Annotated in this window: 16 protein-coding genes; 11 read left to right on the top strand and 5 right to left on the bottom strand. The window is 72.2% G+C overall.

Going from position 1 to position 17666, the window contains the following annotated elements:
- Positions 1–118: 118 nt before the first annotated feature.
- The 3 genes from OTB20_RS01765 to OTB20_RS01775 form a co-directional block, all read right to left on the bottom strand.
- Positions 119–595, bottom strand: a complete 477-nt coding sequence (locus tag OTB20_RS01765; protein ID WP_267814711.1) for a hypothetical protein — start codon at positions 593–595, stop codon at positions 119–121.
- Positions 592–1272: a GntR family transcriptional regulator gene (locus OTB20_RS01770; protein WP_267814712.1), complete on the bottom strand. Its 681-nt coding sequence runs from the start codon at positions 1270–1272 to the stop codon at positions 592–594. The genes OTB20_RS01765 and OTB20_RS01770 overlap by 4 nt, the downstream gene beginning before the upstream one ends.
- A gap of 195 nt (positions 1273–1467) precedes the next feature.
- Positions 1468–2820 (bottom strand): aspartate aminotransferase family protein, encoded by a 1353-nt coding sequence (locus OTB20_RS01775; protein WP_267814713.1) that lies wholly within the window; start codon positions 2818–2820, stop codon positions 1468–1470.
- Positions 2821–3072: 252 nt separating this feature from the next.
- Here OTB20_RS01775 and OTB20_RS01780 point away from each other — a divergent pair, with 252 nt between their 5' ends.
- The 10 genes from OTB20_RS01780 to OTB20_RS01825 all read left to right on the top strand — a co-directional run bounded on the left by OTB20_RS01780 (position 3073) and on the right by OTB20_RS01825 (position 14226).
- Positions 3073–3876: a type 1 glutamine amidotransferase family protein gene (locus OTB20_RS01780; protein WP_420716301.1), complete on the top strand. Its 804-nt coding sequence runs from the start codon at positions 3073–3075 to the stop codon at positions 3874–3876.
- A gap of 283 nt (positions 3877–4159) precedes the next feature.
- Complete coding sequence (locus tag OTB20_RS01785) at positions 4160–4663, top strand: MarR family winged helix-turn-helix transcriptional regulator (protein ID WP_267815072.1); 504 nt, start codon at positions 4160–4162, stop codon at positions 4661–4663.
- 584 nt (positions 4664–5247) lie between these two features.
- Positions 5248–6957 carry a serine/threonine-protein kinase gene (locus OTB20_RS01790; protein WP_267814714.1) on the top strand — a complete coding sequence of 570 codons (1710 nt, stop codon included), beginning with the start codon at positions 5248–5250 and terminating at the stop codon, positions 6955–6957.
- Positions 6958–7027: 70 nt separating this feature from the next.
- Positions 7028–7441, top strand: coding sequence for a nuclear transport factor 2 family protein (locus tag OTB20_RS01795; RefSeq protein WP_267814716.1), 414 nt, complete (start codon positions 7028–7030; stop codon positions 7439–7441).
- Positions 7442–7744: 303 nt separating this feature from the next.
- Positions 7745–8806 (top strand): alpha/beta hydrolase, encoded by a 1062-nt coding sequence (locus OTB20_RS01800; protein ID WP_267814717.1) that lies wholly within the window; start codon positions 7745–7747, stop codon positions 8804–8806.
- Complete coding sequence (locus OTB20_RS01805; RefSeq protein ID WP_267814719.1) at positions 8793–10100, top strand: acyltransferase family protein; 1308 nt, start codon at positions 8793–8795, stop codon at positions 10098–10100. The genes OTB20_RS01800 and OTB20_RS01805 overlap by 14 nt, the downstream gene beginning before the upstream one ends.
- Positions 10101–10110: 10 nt before the next feature.
- On the top strand, positions 10111–11487 hold the full coding sequence (locus OTB20_RS01810) for a sensor histidine kinase (RefSeq protein WP_267814721.1): 1377 nt from the start codon (positions 10111–10113) through the stop codon (positions 11485–11487).
- Complete coding sequence (locus tag OTB20_RS01815) at positions 11484–12158, top strand: response regulator (protein WP_267751762.1); 675 nt, start codon at positions 11484–11486, stop codon at positions 12156–12158. Before OTB20_RS01810 ends, OTB20_RS01815 begins: the two co-directional genes overlap by 4 nt.
- Positions 12159–12247: 89 nt before the next feature.
- A complete protein-coding gene (locus tag OTB20_RS01820) occupies positions 12248–13570 on the top strand; it encodes a sensor histidine kinase (protein ID WP_267814722.1) in 1323 nt (440 codons plus the stop codon).
- Positions 13567–14226 carry a response regulator gene (locus OTB20_RS01825; RefSeq protein ID WP_267814723.1) on the top strand — a complete coding sequence of 220 codons (660 nt, stop codon included), beginning with the start codon at positions 13567–13569 and terminating at the stop codon, positions 14224–14226. The genes OTB20_RS01820 and OTB20_RS01825 overlap by 4 nt, the downstream gene beginning before the upstream one ends.
- Positions 14227–14431: 205 nt before the next feature.
- On the opposite strand, the gene OTB20_RS01830 is transcribed toward OTB20_RS01825, so the two are convergent.
- Both OTB20_RS01830 and OTB20_RS01835 read right to left on the bottom strand, forming a co-directional pair.
- A complete protein-coding gene (locus tag OTB20_RS01830; protein WP_267814725.1) occupies positions 14432–15079 on the bottom strand; it encodes a hypothetical protein in 648 nt (215 codons plus the stop codon).
- A 176-nt stretch (positions 15080–15255) separates the two neighbouring features.
- Positions 15256–15966 (bottom strand): diacylglycerol kinase, encoded by a 711-nt coding sequence (locus OTB20_RS01835; RefSeq protein WP_324290322.1) that lies wholly within the window; start codon positions 15964–15966, stop codon positions 15256–15258.
- Positions 15967–16345: 379 nt separating this feature from the next.
- Here OTB20_RS01835 and OTB20_RS01840 point away from each other — a divergent pair, with 379 nt between their 5' ends.
- On the top strand, positions 16346–17629 hold the full coding sequence (locus OTB20_RS01840; protein ID WP_267814727.1) for an adenylosuccinate synthase: 1284 nt from the start codon (positions 16346–16348) through the stop codon (positions 17627–17629).
- The last annotated feature ends 37 nt before the right edge of the window (positions 17630–17666 follow it).

A 17666-nucleotide genomic window follows, 5' to 3' on the forward strand; every position in this document is an offset into this window, starting at 1 on the left:
CCCGCTACAACACCCGAAGGCGGCACTCCCGCCTCGGCCAGATCAGCCCGATCACCTACGAGCTGCGATCAACTACGCTGGCCACCGCCGCATAACAGCCGGTGTCCACGATCGAGGGTCAACGCCCCTCTTCGAGGCGGGCCAGCTCGTCGAGCGGCGTGCTGAGGGCGGCGTCGGTGAGCAGTACCCGGTGGCCGGCGGAGGCGAGCACTCCGGCGCGCAGGGCGGCGCCCTTGCCTTGGGTGCGGCCGGGGCCGTGGCCGTGGCTCCGGCCGCTGTCACTGCCGCTGTCACTGCCACTGTGGCTGTCACTGGGGCCGTCGCCGGCGCCCAGGCGGATCAGCCGGATCCGGGGCTCCTCGGCGGCGGCCGCCACCAGGGCCGGATCGGCCGGGCTGTCGTCAGCGCCGTCGACGACGAGGAGTTCCCAGGCGCCGGGACCGGCGCCGCAGTGGGCGTCGAGGTACTCGCGCAGGTCCATGAGGGCCTGGTCCGGGACGGGACCGGGGATGACGACGGACAGTTCTACGGGGCCGAGTCGGCGCGTGCCGCTCCGCGCCGCCCGGTCGGCGCTCACGGCGCCCTCTCCGCTCACGTGCCGGCCACCTTCAGGCCGTCGGCCCAGTCGAGACCGTGCTGGTTGTACGCGTGCACGAGGCGTCGTACCTCCTCGGCGTCCGCGCGGGTCACCGCGTCGATCAGTTCGTTGTGGCCCGACCACAGGGTGGAGCGCAGGTCCGGCTGCGCCTTCAGATAGGGCACGGAGAATACCCAGCACTGCACCCGGATCCGGTGCAGGAACTCCGAGATGTAGATGTTGCCGACCAGCCCGCTCAGCTCCCTCCAGAAGCGCAGGTCGTAGCCGATCAGCACGTCGAGCGAGCCACTCAGCGCTGCCCGCCGCGCCTCCTCCGCCCGGCGGCGCACCGAGACCAGCTGCTCGCCGGAGCCCGGGGCGGTGCCACGTTCCACGAGCCTGCGGAAGATTCCGTCCACGATCAAGGTACGAGCCTCGATCATGCCCCGGAAATCGTCCACGGAGAAGACTCGGACGCGGAACCCGCGGTGCTGGACGGAGTCGAGGAGGCCTTGCGCGGAGAGATCGACGAGGGCCTCGCGGACGGGGGTCGCGGAGACTTCGTACTGCTCGGCGATCTGCTTGACCGTGAACTCGCTCCCCGCCGCCAGGCGCCCCGCGAGAACCTCGTCACGCAGCGCGTCCGCGATCTGCTGGCGAAGTGTATTGCGGGTGACAGCGCCGCTGCCTGGCATAAGAGTCCGTCTCCATCTGTGGGCTTCGGACACCTTAGGCCAGGCAGCACGGCCGAAACCGATTGATTTGTGGCCGCTATGTGGATTTAGTGCCCGTTATGCGGACGGGCCGGGGCTCTCCCCTTGATCATTCATCTCTGTGCGGCGGGGTTCGGACAGCTGCGGCCGGGGCCGGCCGCGGGCAGCCGGGCCTCGTCAGGCCGAAGCGTGCCGGTCGGCGACGGTGAGGGCGTCGTCCAGCAGGGCCAGGCCCTCCTTCGCGTCCGCTTCGGTGATGTTGCACGGAGGGACGACGTGGGTGCGGTTCATATTGACGAACGGCCACAGGCCGGACGCCTTGCAGGCCGCGGCGAATTCGGCCATCGGCGCGTTGTCGGCGCCCGCGGCGTTGTAGGGGACGAGCGGCTCGCGCGTCTCCTTGTCCCGTACGAGTTCCAGGGCCCAGAAGGTGCCCAGACCCCGCACCTCCCCGACCGAGGGGTGGCGCTCCGCGAGCTCGGCGAGGGCCGGGCCGATCACGTTCTCGCCGAGGTGGGCGGAGTGCTCGACGATGCCCTCCTCCTCCATGGCGTTCATCGTCGCGACGGCGGCGGCGCAGGCGAGGGGATGGCCTGAGTAGGTCAGCCCGCCCGGGTAGGGGCGCTTGGCGAAGGTCTCGGCTATCGCGCCGGAGATCGCGACACCGCCGAGCGGGACGTAGCCGCTGTTGACCCCCTTGGCGAAGGTGATCAGGTCGGGGGCGACGTCCCAGTGCTCGACGGCGAACCACTTGCCGGTCCGGCCGAACCCGGACATGACCTCGTCCAGGATGAAGACGATTCCGTAGCGGTCGCAGAGCTCGCGCACGCCGGCCAGGTACCCGGGGGGAGGAGTCATGATCCCGGCCGTGCCGGGGACCGATTCCAGGATGATCGCGGCGATCGTCGCCGGGCCCTCGAAGGCGATGGTGTCTGCGAGGTGGGTGAGGGCGCGCGCGCACTCCTCGGCCTCGGTGGTCGCATGGAAGGGCGAGCGGTAGAGGAACGGCCCCCAGAAGTGCACGACACCGGCGGCCGCCGTGTCGGAGGGCCAGCGGCGCGGGTCGCCGGTCAGGTTGATCGCGGCCGAGGTGGCGCCGTGGTACGAGCGGTAGGTGGACATCACCTTCTGCCGGCCGGTGTGCAGCCGGGCCATGCGGACGGCGTTCTCCACGGCCTCGGCGCCGCCGTTGGTGAAGAAGACCTTGTCCAGGTCGCCGGGGGTCCGCTGCGCGATGAGGCGTGCGGCCTCGGAGCGGACGTCGACGGCGAAGCCGGGGGCCAGGGTGCAGAGCGTGGCCGCCTGCTCCTGGATGGCGGCGACGACCTTGGGGTGCTGGTGGCCGATGTTGGTGTTGACCAGCTGGGAGGCGAAGTCGAGGTAGCGCTTGCCGTCGTAGTCCCAGAAGTGCGACCCCTCGGCTTTGGCCACGGCGAGCGGGTCGATCAGGGCCTGGGCGGACCAGGAGTGGAAGACGTGAGCGCGGTCGGCGGCCTTGACGGAGGCGCCCGAGGTGACGTGAGGGGTCATGCCTCGAACAGTAGAAGTGCCCAGGTGGGGAGGGATATCGGCGGTCTGTATGCGGGTGGGGGGCGGGTCTCGGCAGTCTGTCTGGGGAGGGATTGACAGTAAGCTGTCATTATGGCAGCCTACTGTCATGGAGCGAAGGTGACCGGGCGGAACGGAACCAGGCAGGACGGGATGGCACGACGGGACCGGGCCGACCCACCGAGCGACCCGGCCAGCACGCGTACGGCGACGGCGACACTGGAGGCGAGCACCATGAGCGAGACCCAGACGGCGGCACAGACGGCGACCCAGGCGGCAACCCCGACGATGCCCCCGGCGGAGACCCCGGTGACGGCCCAGCCGGAGATCCAGATCCAGACCGGCATCCAGGTGGAGACCCTGACGGAGAGCCGAGCGGTGGCACAGGCCGAGCTTCTCCTCACGGAGAGCGCGGCGACTCCTCCCACGGTCCACGTGGCGGTGTACGACACCTACGCCGACTGGGAAACGGGCCACACCACCGCGCACCTGACCCAGCACGGCTACGAGGTCCGCACGGTCGGCGTCACCGCAGGGCGCCCCGTCACCACGATGGGCGGCCTGCGCATCCAGCCCGACCTGGCCCTGGCGGACCTGCGCCCCGAGGAGTCCTCCCTCCTCATCCTGACCGGCGCCGGTCTGTGGGACGCGGGCGACGAGCTGGCCCCCTTCGCGGCGAAGGCCGAGGAGTTCCTCGCGGCCGGCGTCCCGGTCGCCGCGATCTGCGGAGCCACGGCAGGCCTGGCCCGCGCCGGCGTCCTGGACGGACGTACGCACACCAGCGCGGCCCCCTTCTACCTCGTCGGCCAGCCCGGCTACGCGGGCGCCGAGCGCTACGTCGAGGCCGACGCGGTCACGGACGGCGACCTGATCACGGCGGGCCCGACCGAACCGGTGGCGTTCGCCCGCGAGGTCTTCGACCGCCTCGGGGTGTACGAGCCGCACGTCCTCGACGCCTGGTACCGCCTGTTCCACGACTCGGACACGAGCGCGTACCCGGTCCTGATGGCGGCGGCAGCGGAGCCGAGCGATGCGTGACGAGCCCCTGGGGCGGCCCGTGGGGCGGGCTGCGGCACAGGCCCGCACGGCAGCCTCCCCCGTCATCGCGCACGCGGGCGCCGACACCGGTCCGGCCGGCGGCACGGTGTCCCGCGCCGCGGAGGCCCGTACGGCAGCACCCACCGTCGTCGCGCACGCCGACGCGGGCCTGAACCTGGGCCTGGGCCCGGCCGGAGCGTCGCCCGGGGACGGCAGCTCCGCGGCCGCGGTCCCGGCACGGGGTACGGAGCCGCTCGCGGGGGAACTTCCGGAGGGGGTCGGGGTGGCCCCCGCAGCAGGAAGGGAAGGCCCGCGAGAGGGCTCCCGCCGAACCCGGCAGGAGCTCCTGAGCCGCACCGCCCTCAGCGTGTTCCGGCTCAACGGCCAGTTCCTCGCCGTATCGGAGGAGCTGGCCCGCCCGGCAGGGCTGACCGCGGCGTGGTGGCAGGTGCTCGGGGCCGTGCTCCGCGAGCCGCTCTCGGTCGCCGGTATCGCCCGGGCCATGGGCATCACCCGGCAGAGCGTGCAGCGCATCGCCGATCTACTGGCCGCCAAGGGCCTCGCCGAGTACGTCCCGAACCCGGCCCACCGTCGAGCGAAGCTGCTGCGCCCCACCGAGGCGGGCCGCGCCGCCATCGCCAGGATCGGCCCGGGCCACGCGGCCCAGGCCGCCCAGCTCGCGGAGGCCCTCGGCGAGGACGGCTTCGCCGAGACGGTGCGCGTCCTGGAACGCCTGTCGGCCGTCCTGGACACCCTGCCGACCCCGCTCGATTCCGATGCCCCGTAGGCCGTTTCCCTTCGGGTCTTCGGACCTTCCGGTCTTCGGACCTTCCGGTCTTCGGACATTTCCGGTCTTCGGACATTCCGGTCTTCGTGGCCGGCGAGGCGGCGGGCACCGCATCTGGCGGCGGAGCCGATCATCCGCGTACGCCGAGTACGCAGGAGGTCCTCCGCCTGGCCGTACACCGCGATGCGGACGAGGGAGTCCACACGGAGCTTCGAGGGCCTGGGCCGGCGAGGCTCGGCGCGGCGGCGGGCCCGGCATCGGCAGGCCCGGCCTGGCCCGCCCGTGTCGGTTCCTGGCACCGAGCCTCGGCACCCGCGCCAGGACCGCCCGCGCTCCTGGGGCGCCCGGACAGGCCCAGTACGGCCGCCCCGGCCGACTCCCGCCGAGCCGCGCCCACACCCGGCGCGGGCCCGCCAACCCGCCCTGCCCGCACGTCTGGTGGCGCTGCGTACCGGGCCCCGCCGGGACGGCCCCTTCGCCCTCCCGGGCCGCCGGCCTGCGGCTTCCCCACCCCCGCAGCCGGCACCGCTGCCGGCCGCACTATTGTCGGGCTCCGGCGAGTCCCAGGGGGAGGACCACCTGCCATGGAACAACTGCACCCGCGCGACGCAGAGCGCATCGGCCGGTACCGCCTGCTCGCCCGCCTCGGCACCGGCGGCATGGGCCAGGTCTACCTCGGCCGCGCCGAGGACCCCACCCCCGGTACCGGCACGGACCCGGGGACCGGCGCCGCCGCCGGCGCGAGCACCCGTACCCGACCGCCCCGCACGGGCACCCGCACCGCCGCCGTGAAGCTGATCCACCCCCACCTCGCCGCCCAGCCCAACTTCCGCACCCGCTTCCGCCGCGAGGCCGAAGCCGCCCGCCTCGTCGGCGGAGACTGGACCGTCGCCGTTCTCGACGCCGACCCCGACGCGGAGATCCCCTGGCTGGCCACCGCCTACATCGCCGGACCGAGCCTGCGCCAAGCCGTGGGCCGCGACTTCGGCCCGCTGCCGGCCGGCTCCCTACGGGTCCTGGGCGAGGGGCTCTCGTACGCCCTCCAGGACATCCACCGGGCCGGCCTCGTCCACCGGGACCTGAAGCCCGGCAACATCCTGCTCACCGCCGACGGCCCCCGCGTCATCGACTTCGGCATCGCCCGGGCCCTGGGGGCGAGCGCCGATCCCGCCCTCACCCAGACCGGCGAGCTCCTCGGCTCCCCCGGTTTCCTCGCCCCCGAGCAGATCAACGGCACCCCCGCGACCCCGGCCTGCGACGTGTTCGGGCTCGGCGCCGTACTCGCCTACGCCGCCACCGGCAAGCTGCCCTTCGGTGACCCGGACCAGCCCGGCGGCATCGCCGCGCTCCTGCTGCGCGTCGCCGAAGCGGAACCGGACCTGGCCGACGTACCGGCCGAACTGCGCGATGTCGTACGCGCTTGCCTGCGCAAGGAGCCGGCCGCCCGGCCCACCCCCGGCGAGGTCGCCGAACGGCTCACCGCCGGCCGGAAGGACACCCCGGATCCCTGGCTGCCCGCGCCGCTCGTCGCACGGCTCGGGCAGCACGCCATAGCCCTGCTGGACCGTGTGGACGCCGGCCCGGACCGGCCCGAGCCCGCGACCGTGCCCTCCCAACGCACCGCAGCCGAAGCGGAACCGGTCACGGCCACGCCCGCCCCTGCGCCCGCCCCCACGCTCATCCCCGTACCCGGGACGGACTCCGGGCCCGGATTCGGCCACCACCCCGCCGTCGGATCCGGTTCCGGCGCCCGCTCCCGGTCCGCCGCCGTCTCCACGGCGCTGCTCGTGGCCGTCGCCGTGGTCGTCGCAGTGGCGGCGGGCGGCACGGTGTACACCGTCATGAGCGGATCCGGCGAGGGTTCGCCCGGCGCCACTCAGGGCGCCCCGTCCGGCTCCTCCGGCCCGCAGGCCACAGGGGACGCGAACGCGCCCGGCACCTCCACCACTCCTGACCCTTCCCCCACTCCGGCCACTCTTCCCGCGGCCTACGCCGGCACCTGGCGTGCCACCCACGGCGGGCAGAGCTGGCAACTCACCCTCACTCCCGGCACGACCGGCTCCAGGGTCATGTCCCTGACCCTCGAAGCCCCCGGACTCAGCTGCGCCTGGACCGCGCCGCTGCGCTCCGCCACCACCGACAGCGTGGGGCTCGACCCGTCCACGGTGATCTCCGGTACGCCGCCTTCGTGTTCACCCGGCGGGCGGAGCACGGTGCGGCTGCTCGCCAACGGGAACCTGGTGCGGGAGCTCGACGGCAGCACCACGAGTCCGCTCACCTACCGGCGACGCTGATTATTTCGAAGTCGATAAGCCTGCAAGCAAAGCTTGTTGCATCCCATAATCCCGTCGCACACTGCCGCACATGGAGCCGTTGAAGGTAGTGGCACAACTGTGGGAGCGGATCGAGGCACTCGACTGGGACGGAGCGGCCCTGCTGATCGCCGAGGACGCGGTCATCGAGTGGCCCGTGAGCAGCGAACGCATCGTCGGTCGCGACAACTTCATCGCCGTCATCAGCGATGACGACTACGCGGACGAGAGATCCGTCGACGTACTCCGGATCCTCGCAGACGGCGATCTCGTCGTGACCGAGGTGGAGATACCCCAGGACCACGTCGTCTACCGCGCCGTCTCCCTGTGGACCGTACGGAACGGGCAGATCGTGGGCGCTCGGGAGTACTGGACCAGCCCCGGCCAGGACCCGGCCCCCCGCTGGCGCGCCGGGTTCGTCGAACCGCTCGTGGAGCCGCTCACCGCATCCCTGGCGGTGGACTGAGAGGGCTCGGGGCAACCGCTCGGGGGGACCGGGCCGGGCACCTGGATTGGCCAACCGGCCTGGCCGGCTGGCTTGGCCGGCTGGTTTGGCCGGCTGGTTTGGCCGGCTGACTTGGCCGGCTGGCTCGGGCAACCGACTCGGCCAACTGGCTTGGCCTGGCCTCTAAGTAACCCCTGTCATACCTGAGAGCTACGCGGGAAGAGAGCCCTCCAGCGGGACGCCGACGATGGCTCCCGATTCCTAACTTCGTGACCAGAGAAGAACGCAGCACCGCCCCTCTGGCACGAACGAAGGAACGGACCCATGGCCCGCCGCCCCACCACACGTCCCGACGGCCGCGACAGCGGCCGTCTGCGCCGCACGCTGCTGGCCGGGCTCGTCGCCGCGGCCGTGGTGTTCCCCGTTTCCGCCGCCGCTTCCCCGGCCGTCCCCGCGCCGGCCCCGGCGGTCCTCGGCGAGGACGTCGCCCTCCCCGACCGGTACGCCGCGAACCTCGCCAACCTCGCGGAGGCCGCCCGTACGGCCGAGGACGCGGACCGCGGCAGCCGCGCGGCGAAGCTCCGGGCGATGGAGGCGGGCGGCGACGCCCGGTTCCTCGTCTTCGACGGGCGCGGCAAGGGCCGCGCAACAGAGGTGCTCGGCGATCTGGAGACCGCCGACCGGATCGCGGTCCTGATCCCCGGGTCTGACACGACGCTGGACACCTATCAGAGATTCCGTGCCGGGGCCCTCGCCCTGCACCAGCGCCTCCGGGCCGAGCACTCCCGCTCCGCCGTGGTCGTCTGGCTCGGGTACGACACCCCCGGCACGGTCAGTCCGGCCGTCCTGACCGCCGGCCGCGCCGACGAGGCCGCCGCCGAACTCGGCTCCTTCCTGCCCCGGCTGGCCCGGTCGGCCACCCCGGGCGCCCGTCTCTCGCTCCTCTGCCACTCCTACGGCTCCGTCGTCTGCGCCCGTACCGAGACCGGCCCCGAGGTCACCGACATCGCCCTGTTCGGCAGTCCGGGCACGGGGGCCGCCTCCGCCGCCGAACTGCCGACCTCGGCCCGGGTATGGGCCGGCCGGGGCGCCGCCGACTGGATCTCCGGCGTTCCGCACGTCCGCTTCGGCGGAGTGGGCTTCGGCGTCGATCCCGTGGACCCGGCCTTCGGAGCCCTGCCCTTCGCAGCCGGCCCCGGCGGGCACAGCGACTACCTCAAGCCGGATACCGAGTCCCTGAACAGCCTGGCCGGGATCGTGCTCGGCACCTCCCCGGCGGTCCGGCCCGGCGCGGACCCCACCGCCGCCACCTCCGCCCGGTCCCCCTCCGCACTCCCCGCCCCGTCCGCCCTCACTGCTCCGGAGGTCTCCCGTGCCCGTCCGTGAACTGCAGACCCGCTGGTCCGTTCTCGCGGACCGCATCGACGCCAAGACCCCCGTCCACCGGGACCGGGCCGTGGACGCGCTCCGGGCCTTCGCCATCCTCGGCGTGGTGCTGGGCCACTGGCTGGTCACCGCGCTCACCACGGCCGACGGCCGCCTCAGCACCACCAGCCCGCTGGCCCACATGAGCGGACTGGCCCCGCTCTCCTGGGTGTTCCAGACCCTGGCCGTCTTCTTCCTGGTCGGCGGCCACGTCGCGGCCCAGGGGTACGAGTCGGCGCGCGGGCGCGGAGTCCCGTACGGGCAGTGGGTCGGCCGGCGGCTCGGCAGGCTGCTGCGCCCGGTCGCCGCCGTCCTGGTCCTCTGGAGTCTCGCGTCCGGCGCCATGCTGCTCGGCGGCGTCGGGACGGATACCGTCCTGACCCTGCTCAAGCTCGTCCTGTCCCCCTTGTGGTTCCTCCTGGTCTTCGCCGCGCTCACCGCCGCGACCCCGCTCGTCGCCCGGCTCAGCCCGCTGTGGCCGCTGGCCGTGGTGGCCGCCGTCGACGCCTGGCGCTTCGGTTTCGGCGGGCCCGAATGGATCGGCTGGGTCAATGTGGCCGCGGGCTGGCTGGTGCCTTACACCCTGGGCGCCGCCTGGTCCCCGGGCGCCTTCGCCCGGCGTGCTCCGGCCGCGCTGCTCCTGGGCGGCGGGATCGCCGCGACGGCCGCGCTGATCCTCTGGGGCGGGTACCCCGCGTCGATGGTCGGCGTCCCCGGAGCCGCGATCTCGAATCTGAACCCGCCGACGCTGGCCGCGGTCGCGTTCGGCCTGGCCCAGTGCGGGCTGGCACTGCTGGTACGGGAGCCGTTGGCCCGGCTGATGAGCCGGCCGCGGGCCTGGGCGAAGGTGGCGCTGGTGAACCTGTCCGCCATGACGATCTTCCTGTGGCACCAGACCGCGATGATGGCCGTCACCGCCCTGGGACTGCTGATCTCCACAGATCTGCCCGGTCTGCACACCGTGCCCGGCTCCGCGCAGTGGATAGTCGTCCGGCTGCTCTGGCTCCCCGTGTTCGCGGCCGCGCTGACGGTCTGCTGGGCTGCCTTCCGCACGTACGAGCAGGGCGGCAGCCGCCCCAGGAGCCTGGCCCGGCGGGGATCCTCCGGGACGCCGGTCACGCCCTCCATGATCGTCGCCTCGTCCGCCCGGACCCGGGTGAACGCCTCCACCGTCACCCGTAGCGCCCCAACTCCGGTCGGCGAAAACGCAGTCACCGGCCCGGTGGCTCCTGCCGAATGGATCTTCCGTGCCTAGGCTGGACCGTGTGAACGAGCAGAGCGAGCCCCAGGTCCCGCCGCGGCACGCGAACGCCGGCGGCGGCGGGAAACCGGGAGGCTCCCGCACCGGGACCGCTGCCGCGGTGCGGAGCGTGGCCCGTGGCCTGCTGGACCTGAAGGCCGATCCCCTTCCGAGGATTTCGCGGCCACGCTGGCTGGCCTGGCTCCCGCACCTGGTGCTCCTCTACCTGGCGGTGGCCTTCTTCGCCCTCACCACGGAGCAGCTCAGCGGGCACTACGGCGTCAACGGCGCGATCCGGCCGGTGCTGGCGGCCATGGTCGCCGGGTCCGTACTGCTGGCCGTCCGGTGGCCGATGACCGGGTACTGGCTCGGCCTGACAGCGGCGGGACTGATCTCCTGGCAGACCCACGACCACGTCGGCCAGGGCCAGAGCTGGCCCTGGCTCCCCGCCGGGATATTCGCCTTCGCCCCCGTGCTGTTGCTGGTGTCCCTGCGCGTGCCGCCCCGGGTGACCGTCGGGGCGGTCACCGTGGCCATCACTTTCACCGGACTGGCCGAGGGATTCTTCAAGCCCGAACACAGCGGCACCAGCGCCCCCGGGGCCATCCTCCTCTTCGCCTTCACCGGCCTCCTCGGCTACGCCTTGCGCGCGACCCGGCTGACCCGCACGAAGCTCGTCGAGCAGGAGACCCTCACCGAGGAGGAGCGTGCGCGGCGCACCTTGCTGGAGGAGCGCAGCCGGATCGCCCGCGAGCTGCACGACGTCGTCGCGCACCACATGTCGGTGATCTCCATCCAGGCGCAGGTGGCCCCGTACCTCGTGGAGAACCCGTCGGAGGAGCTCAAGGAGAATCTGGCCGGGATCCGCGCGAATGCCGTGGAGGCCCTGACGGAACTGCGCCGCGTCTTGGGGGTACTGCGTTCCGAGCACCCGGACGAGGCCGGCGGCCCGCACCATCCGCAGCCCACCCTGGCCGAGTTGGGCGGCCTCGTGGACAACGTTCGGGCGGCCGGGCTGGAGGTCACCACCGAGATCGCGGGCATCCGCCGCCCGCTGTCTCCCGGGGTGGAGCTCACGGCGTACCGGATCGTGCAGGAGGCCCTGAGCAACTGCCTCCGCCACGCGCCCGGCTCCCGCGTGGAGGTCGGCATCGCCTACGGGCCCCGCGATGTGCACCTGTGCGTCGCCAACACCGCGCCCACCCGGCAGGCCCCGCCGAGCCCGGGAGCGGGCCACGGGCTGCTGGGGATGCGGGAGCGAGCAGGCATGCTGGGCGGTGAACTGGCCGCCGGCCACCGCCCCGACGGAGGGTACGAGGTGAGCGCGGTGCTCCCGATGGATCCCGTGTCCCCGGGCGGCGGGTCCTCCCCCGTCCTCGAGACCGACAAGAAGGACTCATGACTGCTGCCCCGATCAAGGTGATGATCGCCGACGACCAGATGATGGTCCGCCAGGGCTTCACCGTGCTCCTCGACGCCCAGCCCGACATCGAGGTCGTCGGCCAGGCCGTCGACGGCGCCGAGGCCGTGGCCAAGGTCGCCGAACTGGTCCCGGACGTGGTCCTGATGGACATCCGCATGCCCGGGATGGGCGGTATCGAGGCCACCTCCCTCATCACCGGCGCCCCGGGCTCCACCGTGAAAGTGCTGGTGCTGACCACCTTCGACCTCGACGAGTACGTGTACGAGGCACTGCGCGCAGGCGCCTCGGGCTTCCTCCTCAAGGACGCCTCCGCCGACCAGCTGGCGGAGGCCGTCCGCGTGATCGCGGCCGGGGAGGCTCTCCTCGCACCGAACATCACCAGGCGGCTGATCACCGAGTTCTCCCGGCTGGGAGCCCCGAGGGCCCCTTCGAGGGCACGGATCGACGAGCTGACGGAGCGGGAGACGGAGGTCCTGTCGCTGGTCGCCCAGGGCATGTCGAACGCGGAGATCGCCGGGCACCTGATCCTGGCCGAGCAGACGGTCAAAACACATGTGGGCCGGATCCTGGTGAAGCTGGGCCTGCGGGACCGCACCCAGGCCGCGGTGTTCGCCTACGAGACGGGCCTGATCCGTCCGACGGGCTACTGAAACTGCCCGGGTAGTACTTGAGGGGGACCCCGGAAAATCCCCTTCAGCGGCGACGCGGACCAGGTCACGGCCGACCTACCGTGGGGACCATGACCGAGACGACCCCCGGGGCGACCCCCCGGACACCAGAGATCCGACTGGCTTCGGGCTTCATCCAGAGCCTGCGCCAGGCGCTGGTCACCGACGCCTTCGCCTACCGACCGCTGGCCCCGATGCGCACGGACGGGCCGCTGACCCGGCGGCTCCCGAAGCGGATACGGGTGGAGGCCGCGCACCTGCCGCACGCGGTCGTGTGCCTGCTGGCGTTCTTCGTGGTGACCTTCACCTCGATCACCACCGGGCTGCCCCAGGCCGCTTCCCTGGTGATGGGGCTGCTCGCGGCCGCCCCGATCATGATGACGCTGGTGCGCCCGCTGGGGGCGTTCTGGGCCGCCGTGGCGGTCACCCTCGTCTTCTCCGTCGTCAGCTCCTCCGATCCCAACTGGCCCTGGTCGCCCGCCACGTTCGTCTCGTACCTCGCGACGGTGACCCTGGTGGCGATGCGGACCAGCCCCCGGACCGCCGGCTGGATGTGGATGGTCACGCTGGCGATCGGCATCGGGACGTCCATCGTGCTCGGCCACGGCCAGGCCATCAACGTCGGCCCGATGGCCTTCGCCTCGGCGATCGCCCTGCTGGCGGTGAGCATCCGCAACATCCGCAAGCAGGCGGAGCAGGAGGTCACCGCGCAGCAGGAGGTCACCGCCGTCGAGCGGGACCGGCGCACCCTGCTGGAGGAGCGCACCACGATCGCGCGGGAGCTCCACGACGTGGTCGCCCACCACATGTCCGTGGTCGCCATCCAGGCGGAGGCCGCTCCCTACCGGGTGAAGAATCCGCCGCCTGAGCTGGAAGCCGCGTTCGTCACCATCCGGGAGAACGCGGTGGCGGCCCTGACCGAGCTGCGCCGGGTGCTGGGTGTCGTCCGCTCCGCGGACTACGAGGCGCCGGACGCCCCCCAGCCGACTCTGGCCTCGCTGGACGGGCTGCTGGCCAATGTGCGGGAGGCCGGGCTGATCGTGGACAAGACCGTGACCGGCGCGGTGCGTGAAATGCCGCCGGGTGTGGAGCTGTCGGCCTACCGGATCATCCAGGAGGCACTGAGCAACACCCTGCGGCACGCACCGGGCGCCGCAGCCGGGGTCGAGGTCTCGTACGTGCTGGGCGGGCTGGGCCTGCGCATCGTCAACGAGGTCGCCACCACGGACGTGCGGCCCTCGCCGGGGGCGGGCCAGGGGGTCACCGGGATGCGCGAGCGGGTGGCCATGCTGGAAGGCGAGATGACCGCCGGGGAGCGGGCCTCCGGGGGGTACGAGGTGGCGGTGTTCATACCGGTGCCGAGCCGCCAGGAACCGGCGAAGGATCCGGCATGACGATCAGAGTGCTCATCGTCGACGACCAGATGATGGTCCGGGAGGGGTTCTCCGTCCTGCTGAACGCGATGGACGGCATCGAAGTGGTCGGGGAAGCGGTGAACGGGCGGGAGGCCATCGCGCAGGTGGCCGCGCTGAAGCCGGATGTGGTGCTGATGGACATCCGGATGCCGGAGATGAACGGCCTGGAGGCGACACGGGAGATCGTGGCGGCGGACATGGACGCGAAGGTACTGGTCCTGACGACCTTCGACCTCGACGAGTACGTGTACCAGGCACTGCGGGCCGGCGCGTCCGGCTTCCTCCTCAAGGACGCCTCCGCCCGCCAACTGGCCGATGGCGTGAGGGTGGTGGCCGAAGGGGAGGCGCTCTTGGCCCCTTCCGTGACCAAGCGGCTGATCACGGAGTTCTCGAAGTTGTCGGAGACCCGGACGCAGGTGAGCTCCGCCGGGATCACGGAACTGACGGAGCGTGAGACCGAGGTGCTGGTGCTGATAGCGCAGGGCTTGTCCAACGCGGAGATAGCGGATCGCCTGATCATCGCCGAGTCCACCATCAAGACGCACGTGAGCCGGATCCTGGTGAAGCTGGGACTGCGGGACCGCACTCAGGCGGCGGTATTCGCGTACGAGACCCGGCTGGTAACCCCTTCCTAGCGGGATCCGAAAAGTTGTCCACAGCTGTGGACAACTTTTCGGGCGGCGGACACGCAGGGGAGCCCGAGCACCCTCCGGCCAGCTCACGAACCGGAGCCCGGCACCCCAACACCCCTTAACTCAGGGCCTCTTGGCGTCCGTCAGCGCGCCGTCGCCATGGCTGACAGCGGTGACAGCGGCGACGGTGATGGCGGCTTGGTGGCTCTCAGCCCCACAGCCGGGTACGCACCCGTCCCAGCTGCACGGCGTACGGCGCCCACACCACGGCCCCCGGCCCCGGGTCCCCGGCCAGCCATATGAACCGTTCCGCCGGCGCGTCGGAGGCGTCCGGCTCCGCCGGCGACGCCGGGAGGGCCGACCGCGGGAGGGCCGGTTCGGCAGGGGGCCACGCACGGACTGACAGCACCCGCCGGCCCAGCGGACCCAGGGTCAGCGTCCGGGTCGCACCGCCGTCACCGCTGCCGCCGTCTTCGGCGCCGACGCCGCGCAGCACGAGCAGCGGCGGCATCCCGCCTCCTCGCCGCACCTGCGCTGCGTACGGGATCCAGCGCAGCCCGGGGTCCTGCAGGAGGCCGCGTACGCGCTGGACCACGTACAGCTCCCGGAGCCCGATGAGTACCGGCAGACACAGCAGTCCCAGCAACACCGCCTTCAACGGTGTGGGGCGGGTAACGAGTGCCCCGATCAGCGCGGGCCAGCACAGCACCGGCAGCAGGCAGACCAGGGCGGCATCCTGCCGCCAGTCACTGAGCGCGTCCCGAACGGCCGCCTCCCCGGGCGGCCCGGCGCCGAACCGGCCGCCTGCCGAACCGGGCACGGGCACGGGCAGCGGTCGCGGCTCTGCCTCGGGCACCTGCCCGCCCGGCCCGGGCGCCGCTCCGGATACCGGCGCCGCCGCGGGATCGGCCCCGGGGCCCGGGCCCGGGCTCACCACACGCGGTTCCGGCGGATCACTCCGAGGATGCCGAGATCCCCGATCCACCGGGGAACGTCCACGATCCGGACCATCGGGCCCCGCCCTCCCCCGCCTCAGCGCTGCAGCGGCAGTGTCAGTCCCCACGCCCCCGGGCGCAAGGTCCACGTACGGCGCCGGACCGGGCCGGTGATGCCGACGTCGGACCGGTAGCGGAAATCCGCCCCGGACACGGTCACGGCCGATGCCCGCACCCGCACCACCCGGCCGGAGCCGGAGTCCGGGCCGGAGTCGGAGCCCGGGCCGGAGACAGGACCGGGCTCCGCGCCCGCGCCCATCCGGACCAGTACGTCCGCCAGCCCATCGCCCTCCCGGGCCGATACGGTGACGTCCTCCACCATCCGGTCCACATCCGCCAGGACCACCCCGTCGGCCTCCACCCGTAGCCGGTGGCCCCCGCCGGAGCCGGTGGAAGCCCCCGACGGCGGGCGGACGAACGTCCGGACCAGCGAGCGGTACGCGCTCCACACCGAGGCACCGGACGACCGCGGCACGGCCCCGGATCCGGCTCGTACGGGCGGCGGCGGGATGCCGATCCCGCCCAGCACCACCCCGTCGCTGTCGTCGACCAGCAGGTCCCGCATGGCGACGGCCCCGTCCAGGACCGCCCGCGCGGCCGACACGGCCGAAAGCGGCACGCCGAGCTGCCGGGCCAGTACCAGCGACCCCGCCGGTCCCACCGGAATCAGCGAAACAGCGCCCTCGGAAAGCGCCCGCTCACGGTGCAGCAGCCCGACGGCCCGGACGAGCGCACGGTCGTCGCCCACGATCACCGGCTGCCTATGACCCCGGCGGGCAAGGGCCCGCGCAAACTCCTCCGGTGAGTCCGGGAGGCAGATTTTCGCCGCAGCTCCCGCTGACAACACATCTTTCGCAATTCGCACGGACTCGCCGTCAAGACGGCGGGCGACCGGGTCGACGAGCACGAGCAGGCCGCCTACCGGCGCGCCCGCATGGCTCATGGTGGGCTCTGGAGCCGACACCTCGGTCCTTCCTCGGGTAGCATCTTTGTGCAAGAGGCCCTTGCGCTATTGCGCCAGGGCCTTCGTCTATTCCGGGGCACCGGTCCGACGGCTCAGCCTGCGGTGTACATCGTCGTACGCCCCCTGACCTTGGACATGCCCCATCCGGAAGAGGTGTACGCCTGTGCCCGCTCTTGTGCTGCTCGGAGCTCAGTGGGGTGACGAGGGCAAGGGAAAGGCCACCGACCTGCTCGGTGGATCCGTTGACTATGTAGTGCGCTACCAGGGTGGCAACAACGCCGGCCACACGGTCGTCGTAGGCGACCAGAAGTACGCATTGCACCTTCTCCCTTCCGGCATCCTCTCCCCTGGATGCACCCCGGTCATCGGCAACGGTGTCGTCATCGACCCGGCCGTCCTGCTCTCCGAGCTGCGCGGCCTCAACGAGCGCGGCATCGACACCTCAAAGCTGCTGGTCAGCGGTAACGCGCACGTGATCACGCCGTACAACGTCACCCTCGACAAGGTCGGCGAGCGCTTCCTCGGCAAGCGCAAGATCGGTACGACCGGCCGCGGCATCGGTCCGACCTACGCGGACAAGATCAACCGCGTCGGCATCCGGATCCAGGACCTCTACGACGAGTCGATCCTCACCCAGAAGGTCGAAGCGGCGCTCGAGGGCAAGAACCAGCTCCTCACGAAGCTGTACAACCGCCGTGCGATCGAGTCGGCGCAGATCGTCGAAGAGCTGCTCGGTTACGCGGAGCAGATCAAGCAGTACGTCGCCGACACCACCCTGATCATCAACAACGCGCTCGACGAGGACAAGGTCGTGCTCTTCGAGGGCGGCCAGGGCACCCTGCTCGACGTCGACCACGGCACGTACCCCTTCGTCACGTCCTCGAACCCGACCGCCGGTGGCGCCTGCACCGGTGCGGGCGTCGGCCCGACGAAGATCAGCCGTGTCATCGGCATCCTGAAGGCGTACACGACCCGCGTCGGCGCCGGCCCGTTCCCGACCGAGCTGTTCGACGCGGACGGCGAGGCCCTGCGCCGCATCGGCGGCGAGCGTGGCGTGACCACCGGCCGCGACCGCCGCTGCGGCTGGTTCGACGCCCCGATCGCGCGCTACGCGACCCGCGTCAACGGTCTGACGGACTTCTTCCTCACCAAGCTGGACGTGCTCACCGGCTGGGAAGAGATTCCGGTCTGCGTCGCGTACGAGATCGACGGCAAGCGCGTCGAGGAGCTCCCCTACTCGCAGACGGACTTCCACCACGCGAAGCCGATCTACGAAAACCTCCCCGGCTGGTCCGAGGACATCACCAAGGCCAAGACCTTCGCGGACCTCCCGAAGAACGCCCAGGCGTACGTGAAGGCCCTCGAGGAGATGTCGGGCGCCCCGATCTCCGCGATCGGCGTCGGCCCCGGCCGCACCGAGACGATCGAGATCAACTCGTTCCTCTAAGCACGACCCAGAGGGGCGGGGGGGGCGGGGGGGCGCG

Origin of the sequence: Streptomyces sp. H27-H1 (assembly GCF_026627445.1) — a bacterium.
Lineage (GTDB): Bacteria > Actinomycetota > Actinomycetes > Streptomycetales > Streptomycetaceae > Streptomyces.